Below are 15,074 nucleotides of genomic sequence, written 5' to 3' on the forward strand. Positions count from 1 at the left end.
GTATCGTATATAGATGTTGATCTGTATGCAAGGCGTAAAACAAATCAAGCAGCCGAAGCTGCCTGAAGTAATAACTAAAACGGTATTATTCTGGTTGCTCGCTTTGCTTATTGCTACTGAGTTGTTGCTCAAGTAGTGCAACTTTCGCTTCTAATGCAACGAGCTTTTCGCGGGTGCGAATTAGTACTTGGCTTTGTACATCAAATTCTTCACGGCTGACAAAGTCCATCTCAGCAAGCTTATTTTGAATAGCTTGTTTGGTTTTCGCTTCAAACGTATCGGCAAGGTTTTTAACGCCTTGCGGCATGTTACTGGAAATCTGTTTGGCAATTTCTTCAAGTTTTGCTGGGTTGATCATGTCTGTCCCTTACTGTCGCGTAAATGATAATGGCTAATGTTACCTTATTGGCTAGGCGTATTGTAGTGATTACGTTAAAATTGCCCGTCTTTAATGCAATCTCTTTGGTCGATATGAAACTCAATCCTAAACAAGATGAAGCGGTAAAATATATTAGTGGTCCATGCCTAGTGCTGGCGGGGGCGGGATCAGGAAAAACTCGTGTAATTACTAATAAAATCGCTTACTTAGTACAAAAATGTGAGTATCAAGCACGTAATATTGCCGCGGTGACCTTTACTAATAAAGCGGCGAAAGAGATGCGCGAGCGAGTTTTTCAAACGTTAGGTAAAAAAGAGTCAAAAGGCTTGTGGGTATCTACCTTTCATACCTTAGGCCTTGAGATCATTAAAAAAGAACTAACAACGCTGGGTTTTAAACCTGGCTTTTCATTATTTGATGATCAAGATACTGGGCAATTAATTGCTGACTTAACTGAAGAAGAGCTAAAAAAAGACAAAGATTTACTCAATCTATTAAAAATGCAAATAGGCAGCTGGAAGAACGAGCTTATTTTACCAGAGCAAGCGATTCGCGAAGCGCGAGAGCCACAAAAAGCGCTATTTGCGCAATTGTATGCGCGTTATCAAACCCAGTTACGCGCCTATAATGCTTTGGATTTTGATGACTTGATCATGATCCCCACCTTATTACTGATCAATAATGCAACCTCGCGTGAGCGTTGGCAACAACGTTTCCGTTACCTGCTGGTGGATGAATATCAAGATACCAATACCAGTCAATATCAATTAGTTAAGTTGCTTGTGGGTGAGCGTGCGCGTTTTACCGTGGTAGGTGATGACGACCAATCAATCTATTCATGGCGCGGTGCTCGACCACAAAACTTAGTGTTATTAAGCAAAGACTTTCCAGGTTTACGGCTCATTAAGCTTGAGCAAAACTATCGCAGTGTGAAGCGTATTTTAAAAGCTGCTAATATCTTGATTGCCAATAACCCTCATGAATTTGATAAAAAACTGTTTAGTGAGTTAGAAAATGGCGAGCCGATCAAAGTGATTGGCTGTCGTGATGAAGAGCATGAATCAGAGCGGGTCGTCGCCGAGATCATCTCGCATAAATTTATGAAGCGCACCAGTTATAAAGATTACGCTATTTTATACCGTGGTAATCACCAAGCGCGTGGCTTTGAAAAGTCGTTAATGAGTAACCGAATACCTTACAAGATCAGTGGCGGAATGTCGTTTTTCTCACGCTCTGAGATCAAAGATATAATGGCGTACTTGCGCTTATTGGTGAATCAAGATGACGATAATGCGTTTCTACGTATTGTGAATACTCCGCGCCGTGAAATAGGCACAGTTACGCTGGAAAAGTTGGGTACCTTAGCCAATGAAAAACATGCCAGTTTATTTGCCACCTGTTTTGATAACGACTTAGGTTATCGCTTAAAAGGTCGTGGTTTAAACTCGTTGGCCGGATTTGCACGTTGGGTAGTTGAGCTGTCAGATAATGCGGTACGTGGTGATACCCTTGAAGCGGTAAAAGATTTAGTCAGACAAATAAATTACGAAGCTTATTTATACGAGTCATCACCGAGTGCGAAAGCCGCAGAAATGCGCATGAAGAATGTTTCTGAGTTGTACCGTTGGATCACAGATATGCTCACAGGTGATGCGGATAATCCGCCGTTGACGCTTGCTGAAGTGGTGAGTAAGTTAACGTTGCGTGACATGTTAGAACGTAACGAAGAAGAAGATGAAGCCGATGCGGTGCAATTACTCACGTTACATGCCTCTAAAGGCTTGGAGTATCCTTACGTATTTATGGTCGGCATGGAAGAGGGCTTATTACCGCATCAAGTAAGTATTGATGAAGAAAACGTTGATGAAGAGCGTCGCTTAGCCTATGTGGGGATCACTCGTGCTCAGCAAGAGCTGACCATGACCTATGCAAAAATTCGTCGTCAATTTGGCGAAACATCACAAACCGAGTTGAGCCGCTTTATACAAGAGCTACCGCAAGATGATTTAGCATTTGAAAATAAAAAAGCGCCAAATACGCAAGCCGAACGAATGGAAAAGGGCCAAGCCAGAGTCGCTAATTTACGTGCCATGCTGAAAAAGCCTGAGTAGTTCATCTAAACTGCGGATAATAAACTGGTTATCCGCGACGCATATCGTTAATTTAAAATTTGCTCGTTCGAAGAGTCAGCTGGGAGTGTTGCTGTGGAACTAATTGCATGCTGCCTACCAATAAATAGCGATAAACCATGAGTGTCGAGTAAGGCTCTATAATTTAATATTGAAGGGCCTTTCGCGATTACTTTTATTTGTTTTATCTTAGTTATTGCTAGTACACCTTGTAGTTGTAAATCAAAGCTTTGTTGTTGTAACACTCGCTTACTAAAGGTAGAGCTAAGTAATAAATAATCGAAATTAAGATCGCAAAGTAAATTAAGTTCGCAGCGATCTTTAGCAAAATCATTTAAGCCAATCGAATAGCCTTGTTCACTTAGCATTTTTAAATTACTAATTTGCCCCCCTGAAGCGTAACGGATCTCTTGTTCGTTAAATAATAAACAAATTTGTTTTGTTATGCTGTGCTTTTGCATTGTTAAGCATAACGCCTGAAATTCATTTTTCTCCAGTAATAAACCCGAGCAAGGGAATAACACCATTTGCAGTTGTGCCGTTTTGATCTGCTGGCACGCCTTGGTTAATAACTGTAATTCCACTTCCAGCTGTTGTGCTTTATCAGCGGCAAACTTCTTTAATATTTCAAAACTGGTGCTGCCAAGTACTGGGTGTTCGCCAAATGCCTCAAGCAATGATTCTGATTGATGCTGTTCATCAAGTGTAATAATTTCAGAGCAGCGAAAATGCATTGGTAAAGAGTCTAAGTGATGACTGGTTTCCAACTCATATGGGCTTGTGCCGGCACTAAGCAGTGGATGGTAAAACTCAAACCGGCTGCGACCAGCATTTTTTGCATAATACATGGCAGCATCAGCATCACGAATAATTTCATCCGTGTGCTTGTAGTTTGTTTTTGAGTAGGTAATACCGACACTGGCACCACTTTGTACACAAATACCTTTCATACAAAATGGTTTTTTCATCAGTTCAATTAATCGCTTAGCAACATCTTCTGCTTGTTGGCGATCGGTTAAGTGCGTTAATAAAATTACAAACTCATCGCCACCTAAGCGCGCAAGTAAATCGTGCTCCCGAATACATTGTGAAAAAGACTCACTGACGCTAATTAAAAACTGATCACCGGCTTGATGACCAAGTTGATCGTTAATATCCTTAAACTTGTCTAAATCAATAAACAGCACAGCAAACTGTTGTTCAGGGTAACGTTGATAATGCTGTAGAGTTTTTTCTAATTGGGTTAAAAACAGACTGCGATTAGGCAAGCCAGTAAGTGGATCGTGGTGGGCATCATGATAAAGCTGTTGCTCTATTTTTTTGCGCTCTTCAATTTGCATTTGTAAATGCATATTGGTTTGGAGGATCTCTTTGGTTTTTTCAGCAACTCGAAACTCTAATTGTTGATGGCTTTGTTTTAAGGCTTGAGCAGCTAAATGTGCTTGTAATACAGTCGCTATTTGATGCGATACAAAGGTAATTAATTCAAAGTCGTCTTGATTAAAAATATGCTTATGATTGTAGGCTTGGCAAGTTATTAAGCCAATCACACCTTGCGCTGTTTTTAATGGCGCACCTAACCAGCTAGTTGCTGAGTTTGAAGTGTTGACTTGCCCTGGTCTTTCTACTTCACCGGATTTGAGCAGTTTTTGTGCTCGGGTACAATCAATGAGTTGAGTTTGTTCGGTACGTAACACTAATTCGCTATAACCTTTGGCGAAAGGGCGCGGTTGAGTGTTATCTCTATATTCATCCACACAGTACGGAAAGTTTAACCAACCCGTTTCGCGATCATACAATGCAATGTATAAATTCTCAGCGTAAGTTATTGATTTTATTATTTCATGTACTTGTTGATATACTTCATCAATATGCTTTGTTTGCGTCGCTAGCTCTGAAATTTTAAACAGAATATGTTGCCGTGCGAGGGTTTTTTTATGTTGTTCTACTTCGAGGTTAAGTGCTTCATTACTTTGCGTTAATGCGCGAGTTCTTATTTTTACTTCAGACTCTAATAGTTCGCGTTTTTTTACCCGCTCGATAGCCGTTGATAAGTAGAGCGACATTACTTCTAATAGCTCGATTTGTTGCTCAGAGTAGTTTTGTTGTTTATCGTAACTTTGTGCGACAAGCACCCCAATAATGCTTTGTTCTCGGTATACCGGCACGCCTACCCAATGTTCTGCTGGTGTGCCAAGTAATTTAAATAACCCCTTGTTGGCAGCAGCCTGCATTTCATCACCTTGGAAGTAGGTGGTTTTACCTTGTTTAAAAACATACCCAGTGACACCTTGGATAAAATTATTATCTTGATTAAGTGGCACAGAGATACCATCTTTTTCATCAGCAAAGTAAGAGAGTTCAAGGGTGTTACTAAATTGATTTAACAGCACCACGTAAAAACTTTTACTTGGCATATAATCTTGCAAAATATCATGAATAGCAGGGTAAAGTAGCGTTAATTCGGCAACAGAACTAGCTTGCTCTGATAATTGGATCAGGGCATTTTGTAAGTGGTGGGATTGCTTATACTTTTGGACTAGAGCTTTTAAACGATTATTTTTATGCTCCAGCTTATGTAGTAAAGCTGTTATATCTTCCAGTGACATTAAACCGATTTTTATTATTGTATATTTATTGGACTTATATTTTCACTTTTTTGCTGAATCGTCAAGCGGCCAATAGTATTAGAAAATGATAATAATAAATAGTGATAAAGGTGTGGGGATATTTATTTTAATAATAAAAAAGGCTGAAAAAAATCAGCCTTAATAAAAAAACAGTACAGAATTAAGTATTATTTTTTGCTCATAAAATCAATAGCTGCGCTTATTTCATCATCTGAGCAATCCATGCATGTACCGCGTGGTGGCATTGCATTAAAACCATTAATTGCATGACTTAATAGAGTGTCAGCGCCTTTCGCTAAGCGTGGAGCCCAGTCATCTGCTGATTTTGGTGCACCAAGTGCGCCAGTACCATGACATGCAAAGCACGCACCTTGGTAAACTTGTTCACCGGTACGAGGACCTGTTGGCACTTCAGCAACTGCTGCTTTATCGCCTTCAAAGTAAACGGCACCTATAGGCGCGATACGTTTTTTGATCGCATCTTCAGTCATAGAGTTATCATATGGCTGTGCGTATGCGGTGGTTGCTAGCAATAATAATGCTGCTGATAGTTTTTTCATTTTGCCTTGCTCACTTCGATTTGAACGTGATCAATCACGATAGATGACGGAATTTAGAACGATTATAACGCTAAGCCGCAATTTATAAAACGCTACGATGTATTTTTCTTATGAAAAAACACTATTTTTTTGCGCCAGCGCAACAAAGCAGCTACTTTAGAATGACTGATTTGCGGTTTTTTTAGCACCTAATTAGCTCATTTTCAAAAGCGCAGCGACTAGTTTTTCAATACCTGCATCAGCATCTAAAATTGATTGCGCTAACATGTAAGCTGGAGTGCTTACGAGTTTATGTTGCTCATCAATTACAATATCATCTACTGCACAATTAATGTGTTGAGCGCCTAAACTTTGTAGTGCGTTGGCAGTATCAACATCATTACCAATAGTGGTTTTTACGCCAGCACTGTAGATCAGTGGGATCATTGCTGGAGCAATGCACATATAGCCTGCTGGTTTTTTGGCATTCGCAAATGCTTTAGCAGCACGGAGCATTTCAGGGTTTAATTGTGCTTGCGCACCATTGATCGCAAAATCACACAGGTTTTTAGCCGCGCCAAATCCACCAGGCACAATCAAAGCATCAAAGTCATTAGCATCTAACAGTGTTAACGCTTTGATATCGCCACGGGCAATGCGTGCCGCTTCGACTAATACGTTCCGGTTAGGGGTCATTTGTTCCCCATTCAGGTGATTGATCGTGTGCAATTGCTCAATATCAGGGGCAAAACACTGGTAGCTTGCTCCGGCTTTGGCAATATGTAATAACGTTAATACGGCTTCGTTGATTTCTGCACCGTCATAAACTCCACAACCTGCTAAAATTACAGCTATTTTTTTCATATACTATGCCCTTATTTATTATTCATAAAGTCAGTTTAGCATGACTTTTGCTGACTGTTATGGCCTTATTAAGATCATTTTGTGATCATCAATAATGATGAGTTAAAGATTATTTTTATTTGATCAATCCACTCGAGGCAGAGCAAAAACGCGCTATATGCTTTTTTTTAAGTTGGCTAATAGGAAAAAATTATAAAGGATCGCTATGATCTTTGATCCATTGTGATAGAATGCTCGTCCGGTTATTTATAAGGAATGAATTAACCGTTTTTTAGTTGTAAAAAGCCACAATCAAGCAAAGCAATAAAATGTTTTTCCACATTGTGATAAAAATAATAAAAAAAGAACCTCGTATTATCTTTTTAAAACAAAACATGCACTTAACTTGTTTCTAAGTAGTTTTAAATTACTTTGGAGGAATAGCTTGTGGGTGTTATCTACATAGTTATCCACAACTTACTCTTATTTAACGGTTTAAACAAAGCTTAATTCACAGTCGTTTTATGCGTGCCCTTATGGCATGCTTACAGATATTTCGTTTTCTCTCATTTAGGATCCAATTACATCATGGCTCAGATCCCTGAAAATCCACTTATTTTAGTCGATGGCTCTTCCTACTTATTCCGTGCATATCATTCACCACCGCATTTAACTAACTCAAAAGGTGAAGCAACAGGCGCTATTTATGGCGTTGTTAACATGATGAAAAGCCTGATCAAACAGTATGATCCAAGCCATATGGTGGTGGTTTTTGATGCTAAAGGTAAAACTTTCCGTAATGATATGTACAGTGAGTACAAAGCCAACCGCCCGCCAATGCCCGATGATTTGCGCACGCAAATAGCGCCACTGCACGATATTATTAGGGCGATGGGTTTTCCGCTTATTAGTATTGAGGGTGTTGAAGCGGATGACGTGATTGGTACATTTGCCCGTATTGCTTCAGAGCAGCAGCGCCATGTATTGATCTCAACCGGTGATAAAGACATGGCTCAGTTAGTGAATGAGCATGTCACTTTGATCAATACCATGACCGACAGTATTTCTGATCCAGACACTGTGGTTGAAAAATTTGGCGTTGGTCCTGAACTGATCATCGATTACTTAGCTTTGATGGGCGATAAAGTAGATAACATCCCAGGTGTCGATGGATGCGGCCCTAAAACGGCGGTTAAGTGGTTACAAAAATACGGATCATTACAAGGTGTGCTTGATCATGCTGATGAGATCAAAGGTAAGATCGGCGAAAAGCTTGCCGCCGCAGTCGATCATTTACCGCTAAGTTATGAACTGGCTACCATTAAATGCGATGTTGAAGTTGAATCAGACTTAGATACCTTTAAATTGCAAGAGCCAAATCGCGATGAACTGATTGCCTTGTATGGCGAGTGTGAGTTCCGTCGCTGGTTAGCTGAGTTATTAGATAATCCAAAAGATGCAGACACTCACTTGGCTGTCCCCAGTGAAGCGAATGAATTACCGCAAGTGGCTGATGCTCACTATGAAACAATCCTGACAACAGAGCAATTAGATACTTTAGTCGAGCAATTAAATGCCGCTGAACTATTTGCCTTTGATACTGAAACAACCAGCCTTGATTACATGCAAGCTAAACTTGTCGGGATGAGTTTTGCTGTTAAAGCTGGCGAAGCCGTGTATTTACCGGTTGCCCATGATTATCCTGGCGCGCCCGAACAGTTAAGTTTAGAGACGGTGATGGCGAAGATCGGGCCAATTTTAGCTGATGAAAACAAAGCAAAAGTTGGTCAAAATTTAAAATATGATAAGAGTGTATTGGCTAATGCCGGTTTTGAGCTAAAGGGTATTAAATTCGATACTATGCTTGAATCTTACGTATTTAATAGTGTTGGTACTCGCCATGATATGGACTCGTTGGCGCTAAAATATTTAGGCCATAAAAATATCAGTTTTGAAGACATTGCTGGTAAAGGTAAAAAGCAGCTGACATTTAATCAAATCGAACTTGATAAAGCGGCACCTTATGCCGCAGAAGATGCGGATATTACGCTTCGTTTACACCAAGTATTATGGCCGAAACTTGCAGCCGATGAAAAGCTTAAATCGGTATTTGAAGATATAGAGATGCCGCTTGTCAGCGTTATTTCAGATATTGAGCGTACCGGTGTTGCGATTGATAGCAAAATGCTTGCCGCGCACAGCCAGCGTTTGGGTGAGCGTTTAATTGAGCTGGAAAAAGAAGCGCATGAGATTGCTGGTGAACCATTTAACTTAAGCTCACCAAAGCAATTACAAGTATTGTTGTTTGAAAAACTTGAACTGCCAGTTATTAAAAAAACGCCAAAAGGCGCACCTTCTACAGCTGAAGAAGTACTACAAGAGTTGGCTCACGATTACCCGCTGCCTAAAGTTATTATTGAGCACCGAGGTTTATCTAAGCTTAAATCAACCTACACTGATAAATTACCACTGATAGTGAATGAGCAAACGAAGCGTGTGCATACTTCTTATCATCAAGCGGTAACGGCAACTGGCCGATTAAGTTCAAGTGATCCTAATCTGCAAAATATTCCTATTCGTTCAGAAGAAGGACGCCGTATTCGTGAGGCTTTTATTGCTGCAGATGGCTATAAAATAGTGGCTGCCGATTACAGCCAAATCGAACTACGTATCATGGCGCACTTATCGCAAGATAAAGGCTTGTTAAATGCGTTTGCCAATGGTCTTGATGTACACAGTGCAACTGCTGCGGAAGTGTTTGGTGTTGAGTTAGAAGATGTAACCACGGATATGCGCCGTAAAGCTAAAGCGGTTAACTTTGGTTTAATTTATGGGATGTCGGCATTTGGTTTAGCACGTCAACTTGATGTACCGCGCCATGAAGCGCAACATTACATTGATAAGTATTTTGAACGTTTCCCTGGTGTGCTTGAGTACATGGAATCAACCCGTGAGAAAGCTGCCGAAAATGGCTATGTTGAAACTATTTTTGGTCGTCGCTTACATTTACCAGAGATCAACGCCCGTAATGGCGCGCGCCGTAAAGGAGCCGAACGTGCTGCGATTAATGCACCAATGCAAGGCACCGCAGCTGATATCATCAAAAAAGCCATGCTAACAGTCAACAAATGGGTGTATGAACAAGCACCGAATACGGTTAAATTACTGATGCAAGTACACGATGAATTGGTATTTGAAATCAAAACTGAGTGTGTTGAGCAATACACCGCAGAAATTTGCCAGTTAATGTCTGATGCTGCGAAATTAGATGTGCCATTAGTGGTTGAAGCTGATAGCGGAGATAATTGGCAACAAGCCCATTAATCACTGAGCTTTTTAAATCATATAAGCGCGGCTGCATTGAGTGAAGCCGCGCTTTTTTATGTCTGTGAATAGGGTAGTCAGTTTTTTTTAAAAGGTGGCCATTCGGCTACTTTCTTAACGCTATAGTAGGTCACTCATTTAATGCAATGGATATAACACTAAAAACCGTCGCTTTTGATTTGTGGTTAAATGCTCATCAAGTAGCTGGGTAATTTTTTGCTCTGCTTGTTGTGGCTCATAGTGTTGCTTTAACTGTTTAATTTGTTGTGTGAGTTGCTCACTCAATGTTTGCCATTGCCGGCGCTGTTGCTCTAGAGCGATTAACCTTGTTGCCGCAGCATCGCCAAATTCCGCTGCTAGTTGATTGTAGTCTTGTTGTTGCAGGGCATCTTTTAGCTCAGTGTTTAAAGCTTTTAGATCGTTACTAGGTTTAAGTGCCTGGGTAATACGCTCAGGTTGCTCGCCCTCTAAATTAGATAACAATTGTTGCTTTAATTCATCACTAATATGGTTGTTCTGATTAATTTCAAGCTTGGCAATTGTATAGTGCTGCCACTCATTATCATCGTTAAATAAAAGAGTAATTTCAGCTGCATTGAAGTAGCGTTGTTGAAAAGCGATCATTGCAATTAATTGTTCGCTTAGCGGCAAATGAGCGAGTTGTTGCTGCAGCTCTGCCAGCGCTATTTTAAAGCTGAGGTAGCGATTAAATAGCTCACTATTGATTTCGCATGCAGCTAACTTTTCGCACTGTTCTAGAGCCTGCGAAGCACTAAACTCACCGGACTCTTGGCTAGCTAAAATAACGTGTTCAAAAATGCTATCGATTGCCATCGGTTGATCGACATTTGGTGGCGTTGCACTTGTAAGCTTATCGTCGCTGAGTAAAAAAATCATAGCGGTGCTAGTGATAGATATCACTAGCACTAAAATGAGCAACCGCTTCATTGTTTATAAGCCTAATTTTTTTAAGCGATTAGCATGTTGACGGTAGACTGTCAGTGGATCGGTTGTAAATAAATGATGAAAGCCAATCAGTTGATTCACTTCATCAAGGTGATTCATGCGGTAATTATCTTTTAATACATAACCTAAATGGCTACTACAACGAGAGACTAAGCCATCGTCATCGCCTGGGATCAGTATTGCAGTGATCGCCAGTGCTGCATCTGATGGGTCAAATATATTTGTTAAAGTTCGAGTACCACTCCAAGAAAAGTAATATACGCCATTACTGGCATACATAGGTCCTTGCTGGCATTGCTCAGCAGGTAGGCCTTCTGGATATTTTTGATTAAAGGCCAGCGCGCCCTCAGTGGTTAAGCTCTCCAGTGCACCAAGCGCATCTTGTGGTAACTGACTATTGTCAGAGAGTAATGCGATTAACCCGCCAAATGCATCAAAGGCTGTTTTAGCTATACCTTCTAGCTTAGATCCAGGAGTCAGTCCTTGGCGCACCACATCAGCAACAGGGCTACCAAAATTAACACCGCCAACACTGGTCGCTGAGGCAACTAAGTCGGGGCGTAGTGAGGCAACATAGCGAATACTTTGCGCACCTTGACTATGACCAATGAGATTTACTTTTGTTGTACCAGTTAGTGCAATAATCTGTTCAACTTGCTGTAGTAACTGCTCGCCTCGTTGTTCAGAACTATTCAGCGAGGATACGGCCGTGACGAAAACCTGTGCGCCATCACGACTGAGGCTTGCTGGTACCCGATAAAAATAATCGACACCTAATACATCGTCAAAACCCATCAAGCCATGTGCTAATACAATTGGGTATTTAGTTTGGGTATAGCCTGCATTAGCGCTATTACTGAAGATAAATAGCAGGCAGCATAAGTATAGAGTGGTTATTTTTTTCATAATCAGTGCTCTTTTATTGTGTGTGTTTGATCACGCTTTGAACTGCTGTTTACAGACAAAGTGTGTGGAGTTTTTATTCTAATTAGTTAATAGAGCAAATTTTGAGCTGAAATTCAATGTTAATATTAAGTTAAATTAACATGCAATTTGTAGTATTAGTTATATGTTTATCAATTCGACTAGTTAGTACCTGTATTTAGTTTATTTATCATGGTTAGTTTGGTAAAGTCCGCGTCGTCCTCATCCTGTAGGACATCCTGTTGATGATGCACTCGAAAGGGTGCTCGTATTGATAGCTTCTCCCCAGTTTGCTATACCGGCCCAGCATTAATTTGTTGGGTCGTTTTTTTGTCTCTGTTATTTATTATGCTATTGATTGCACTTCATAGAACAAGTGATACCATTGAATCTCATTTTCATTTTGAAAGGAATGCGTGATGGTTAAATCAATTGCGATATTAGGTCTTTCGTTATCAAGCCTATTAGTCTCTGGTGTTGCCTGTGCTGATTGGCAGGTTAACAATGATCAAAGCAAAGTAAGTTTTGTGTCTATTAAGTCAAATAGTATTGCTGAAGTGCATCACTTCAAAAATGTGTCAGGTAGTTTAGCTGATGATGGCTCTTTCTCAGTTGATATTGATCTGAGCTCAGTTGAAACGATGATCCCTATCCGTAATGAACGCATGACCAAGTTGTTATTTGAAACAGCGAAGTTTCCAACCGCAACCATAACAGCTAATTTAAGCAAGCAATTAAAAGCGCTTAAGCCTGGCCAACATGTATTTAAAGGTATTAGTGCTGAACTTGATTTTCATGGTGCTAAGAAAGAGATTACACTGGATGTTATAGCCAACTTGTCATCGCAAGGGGATATCAGCGTTTCATCAATGAGCCCAATTATCATTAATGGCGCAGACTTTGCTGTCATTGATGGCATTATGCAATTGCAAAAGTTAGCAGGTTTACCATCGATAGCAACGGCAGTACCGGTTAGTTTTTCATTAACGATGAACAAGCTTAAATAATGCACTCTTTGAATGAGCTTGCCACTGCACTTGAGCAGCCAAGCAAGCCATTTTCTCAATGGCAGCCGCAGCATTGTGGCGAGCTGCCAATTATCATCAATCAGCAAGGTGAGTGGTTATACGGTGGCAGTAAAATTACTCGTATCGCTATGGTTAAGCTGTTTGCCTCAGTTCTTTGCAAAGAGCAGGATACTTTTTACTTAAAAACACCAATCGAAAAAATAGCTATTACTGTCCATGATGCTCCCTTTATAATCGTTAATTGGCGCTTTGAAATGACAGAGCAAGGGCAAGTGTTATGTTGTGTGGATAATTTACAGCGAACTTGGCTAGTAACCTGCGAACAACCTTTAGTAGTACAAGATTATCAGGGCAATGATGTGCCGTATTTACAGTTACCGTATGGCTGTAGTGCTCGGGTATCAAGAAGTGTGTTTTATCAGTGGGCAGAAATAGCACAAGCTGATAAGCAAGGCTATTTCATTCAATCTGCGGGTCAGCGTTTTTACTTAAACGTGTGATTAAGCATCTGATTCAGGCGTTTGTTCAATATCAGTAGGTGGTATTGCAACAATTGGCCCTAGGAACCATTCATCTAATTTCTTAGCAACTTCAGGTAATCCTGTGCCTTTTAAAGATGAAAACGCATGAACGGTAATATCACCTTCTAAGCTGCTTAACTCGCGACGAACTTGCAGCACCTGTGCTTTACGTGCACCTTGCTTTAGTTTGTCGGCTTTAGTTAATAGCGCTAATACTGGAATTTCACTACCAATTGCCCAATTAATTAAATCGCGGTCTAAATCTTTAAGAGGATGACGAATATCCATTAAGATCACGATACCTTTTAAACTTTGACGTTTTTGCAGGTACTCACCTAATGACTTTTGCCATTTCTTTTTCATTTCGATCGGTACCTTAGCAAAACCATAGCCAGGTAAATCGATTAGGCGCATATCATCAACATCGGCTAATTCAAATGTGTTGATCAGTTGCGTACGACCAGGGGTTTTACTAGTACGTGCCAGCTTTTGGTCAGTTAATGCATTAAGAGCACTAGACTTACCGGCGTTGGAGCGGCCAGCAAAGGCAACTTCAATTCCCGTATCAGCAGGCAATTTAGTGATATCTGGAGCGCTGGTAACGAACGACGCAGTGTTATATTTGATACGAGATTTGAGCACAGGCTCTCCTAGAAACTTAATTAAGTATTACAGCGAGTAAACTTTACTTAATTAAAGTTCACTTAAGGTGCGCATTTTATACTATTACTACACTATTAAAAAGCGGATTTAGACTAAGATAGCAGCCTAAAATCAACTAAAATGATACGGCCAAAGCTTAATCTAGGTCAAAACCCTATAATTTATAAGTTTAATATGAGTAGAAAACGTGCCAGAGAATTTATTATCGTGTAGAATATGTAAATCACAACATCCATATTGTAGATGATACAGGGTCGGAAACAGAGAATTCACCATGAAAAAAATAGCACTATCTTTAACTATATTGCTTGGTGCGTTGTCAGCAAGCAACGCAACAGCATTTGATGGCGATGTAAACGCAGGTAAAGAAAAATCAGCAACGTGTGCGGCTTGTCACGGCCCAGACGGTAACGCGCCGGTTAATATCTACCCAAAACTTGCAGGCCAACACGCGGATTATATTTATAAGCAACTTACTGAATTGAAGTTAGGTATGACTTCAGGTGGTAAAGAGGGTCGTATGGATCCAGTCATGAGCGCGATGGCAATGCCATTGAACGATCAAGACATGAAAGATTTGGCTGCTTATTTTTCGTCACTTAACATGTCAGAGGGTGCAACACCTAAAGATATCGTTGACGTTGGCGCCATGCTTTATAAAGCAGGTGACGCAGAACGTGGTATTCCAGCATGCGCAGCATGTCATGGCCCACGTGGTAATGGCTCATCATTAGCTAAGTTTCCAAAAATTTCTTTTCAACATCCAGAATACATCAAGTCACAACTTGAGAAATTCCGTGATGGTGTGCGTCATAATGATTTAAATGGCATGATGCAAGATATTGCCACCAAGCTAACAGACAAAGATATCGAAGTGCTTTCTAAGTACTTAGGTGGACTACACTAAAGTAGTATAGATTAGTTTTATTATTAATCCTAAAATCTATAGTGGTTACAAAAAGCAGCGTAAGCTGCTTTTTTTGTATTTGTGTTTTGTCGATATTACCTCTTTCCTTGTAAGACATTGACCATGCCTTGCTGTAAGCTAAATCCTATTTTTATTTTTGTTTTTATCATAACTTATTGTAATTTAATGTTTTGGTTATGTTGCAATTTGTATTGCGTAAG

At 40.2% G+C, this 15,074-nt stretch carries 12 protein-coding genes; 5 read left to right on the forward strand and 7 right to left on the reverse strand.

Going from position 1 to position 15,074, the window contains the following annotated elements:
* Nucleotides 1–85: 85 nt before the first annotated feature.
* Nucleotides 86–358, reverse strand: a complete 273-nt coding sequence (locus H5232_RS01910; protein ID WP_145238407.1) for a ubiquinone biosynthesis accessory factor UbiK — start codon at nucleotides 356–358, stop codon at nucleotides 86–88.
* 113 nt (nucleotides 359–471) lie between these two features.
* Here H5232_RS01910 and rep point away from each other — a divergent pair, with 113 nt between their 5' ends.
* Nucleotides 472–2,490: a DNA helicase Rep gene (rep, locus tag H5232_RS01915; RefSeq protein WP_145238754.1), complete on the forward strand. Its 2,019-nt coding sequence runs from the start codon at nucleotides 472–474 to the stop codon at nucleotides 2,488–2,490.
* 47 nt (nucleotides 2,491–2,537) lie between these two features.
* Here the strand turns inward: rep and H5232_RS01920 are convergent, their stop codons facing one another.
* From H5232_RS01920 to elbB, 3 genes are all read right to left on the reverse strand, one after another.
* Complete coding sequence (locus H5232_RS01920) at nucleotides 2,538–5,117, reverse strand: diguanylate cyclase domain-containing protein (protein ID WP_182740391.1); 2,580 nt, start codon at nucleotides 5,115–5,117, stop codon at nucleotides 2,538–2,540.
* Between the two features lie 188 nt (nucleotides 5,118–5,305).
* The gene (locus tag H5232_RS01925; RefSeq protein ID WP_149982602.1) at nucleotides 5,306–5,698 is read right to left on the reverse strand and encodes a cytochrome c5 family protein; all 393 of its coding nucleotides are present in this window, start codon (nucleotides 5,696–5,698) and stop codon (nucleotides 5,306–5,308) included.
* Nucleotides 5,699–5,890: 192 nt separating this feature from the next.
* Nucleotides 5,891–6,541, reverse strand: coding sequence for an isoprenoid biosynthesis glyoxalase ElbB (gene elbB / locus H5232_RS01930; protein ID WP_149982603.1), 651 nt, complete (start codon nucleotides 6,539–6,541; stop codon nucleotides 5,891–5,893).
* Between the two features lie 567 nt (nucleotides 6,542–7,108).
* On the opposite strand from elbB, the gene polA reads away from it, so the two are divergent.
* On the forward strand, nucleotides 7,109–9,844 hold the full coding sequence (gene polA / locus H5232_RS01935) for a DNA polymerase I (protein WP_182784094.1): 2,736 nt from the start codon (nucleotides 7,109–7,111) through the stop codon (nucleotides 9,842–9,844).
* A 138-nt stretch (nucleotides 9,845–9,982) separates the two neighbouring features.
* Here the strand turns inward: polA and H5232_RS01940 are convergent, their stop codons facing one another.
* Both H5232_RS01940 and H5232_RS01945 read right to left on the reverse strand, forming a co-directional pair.
* On the reverse strand, nucleotides 9,983–10,792 hold the full coding sequence (locus tag H5232_RS01940; protein ID WP_182760684.1) for a lipase secretion chaperone: 810 nt from the start codon (nucleotides 10,790–10,792) through the stop codon (nucleotides 9,983–9,985).
* Between the two features lie 3 nt (nucleotides 10,793–10,795).
* The gene (locus H5232_RS01945) at nucleotides 10,796–11,716 is read right to left on the reverse strand and encodes a triacylglycerol lipase (RefSeq protein ID WP_182740281.1); all 921 of its coding nucleotides are present in this window, start codon (nucleotides 11,714–11,716) and stop codon (nucleotides 10,796–10,798) included.
* 437 nt (nucleotides 11,717–12,153) lie between these two features.
* Between H5232_RS01945 and H5232_RS01950 the strand changes: the two genes are divergently transcribed.
* Both H5232_RS01950 and H5232_RS01955 read left to right on the forward strand, forming a co-directional pair.
* Complete coding sequence (locus tag H5232_RS01950; protein WP_182830511.1) at nucleotides 12,154–12,741, forward strand: YceI family protein; 588 nt, start codon at nucleotides 12,154–12,156, stop codon at nucleotides 12,739–12,741.
* Nucleotides 12,741–13,262, forward strand: coding sequence for a DUF1285 domain-containing protein (locus tag H5232_RS01955; protein WP_145238431.1), 522 nt, complete (start codon nucleotides 12,741–12,743; stop codon nucleotides 13,260–13,262). Before H5232_RS01950 ends, H5232_RS01955 begins: the two co-directional genes overlap by 1 nt.
* Here H5232_RS01955 and yihA read toward each other — a convergent pair whose 3' ends face one another.
* A complete protein-coding gene (gene yihA / locus H5232_RS01960) occupies nucleotides 13,263–13,925 on the reverse strand; it encodes a ribosome biogenesis GTP-binding protein YihA/YsxC (protein ID WP_182740283.1) in 663 nt (220 codons plus the stop codon). It lies immediately after the preceding gene.
* 295 nt (nucleotides 13,926–14,220) lie between these two features.
* Between yihA and H5232_RS01965 the strand changes: the two genes are divergently transcribed.
* On the forward strand, nucleotides 14,221–14,853 hold the full coding sequence (locus tag H5232_RS01965) for a cytochrome c (protein ID WP_149982610.1): 633 nt from the start codon (nucleotides 14,221–14,223) through the stop codon (nucleotides 14,851–14,853).
* Nucleotides 14,854–15,074 lie beyond the last annotated feature (221 nt).

This window comes from Pseudoalteromonas sp. SG41-5 (assembly GCF_014164495.1).
Lineage (GTDB): Bacteria > Pseudomonadota > Gammaproteobacteria > Enterobacterales > Alteromonadaceae > Pseudoalteromonas > Pseudoalteromonas rhizosphaerae.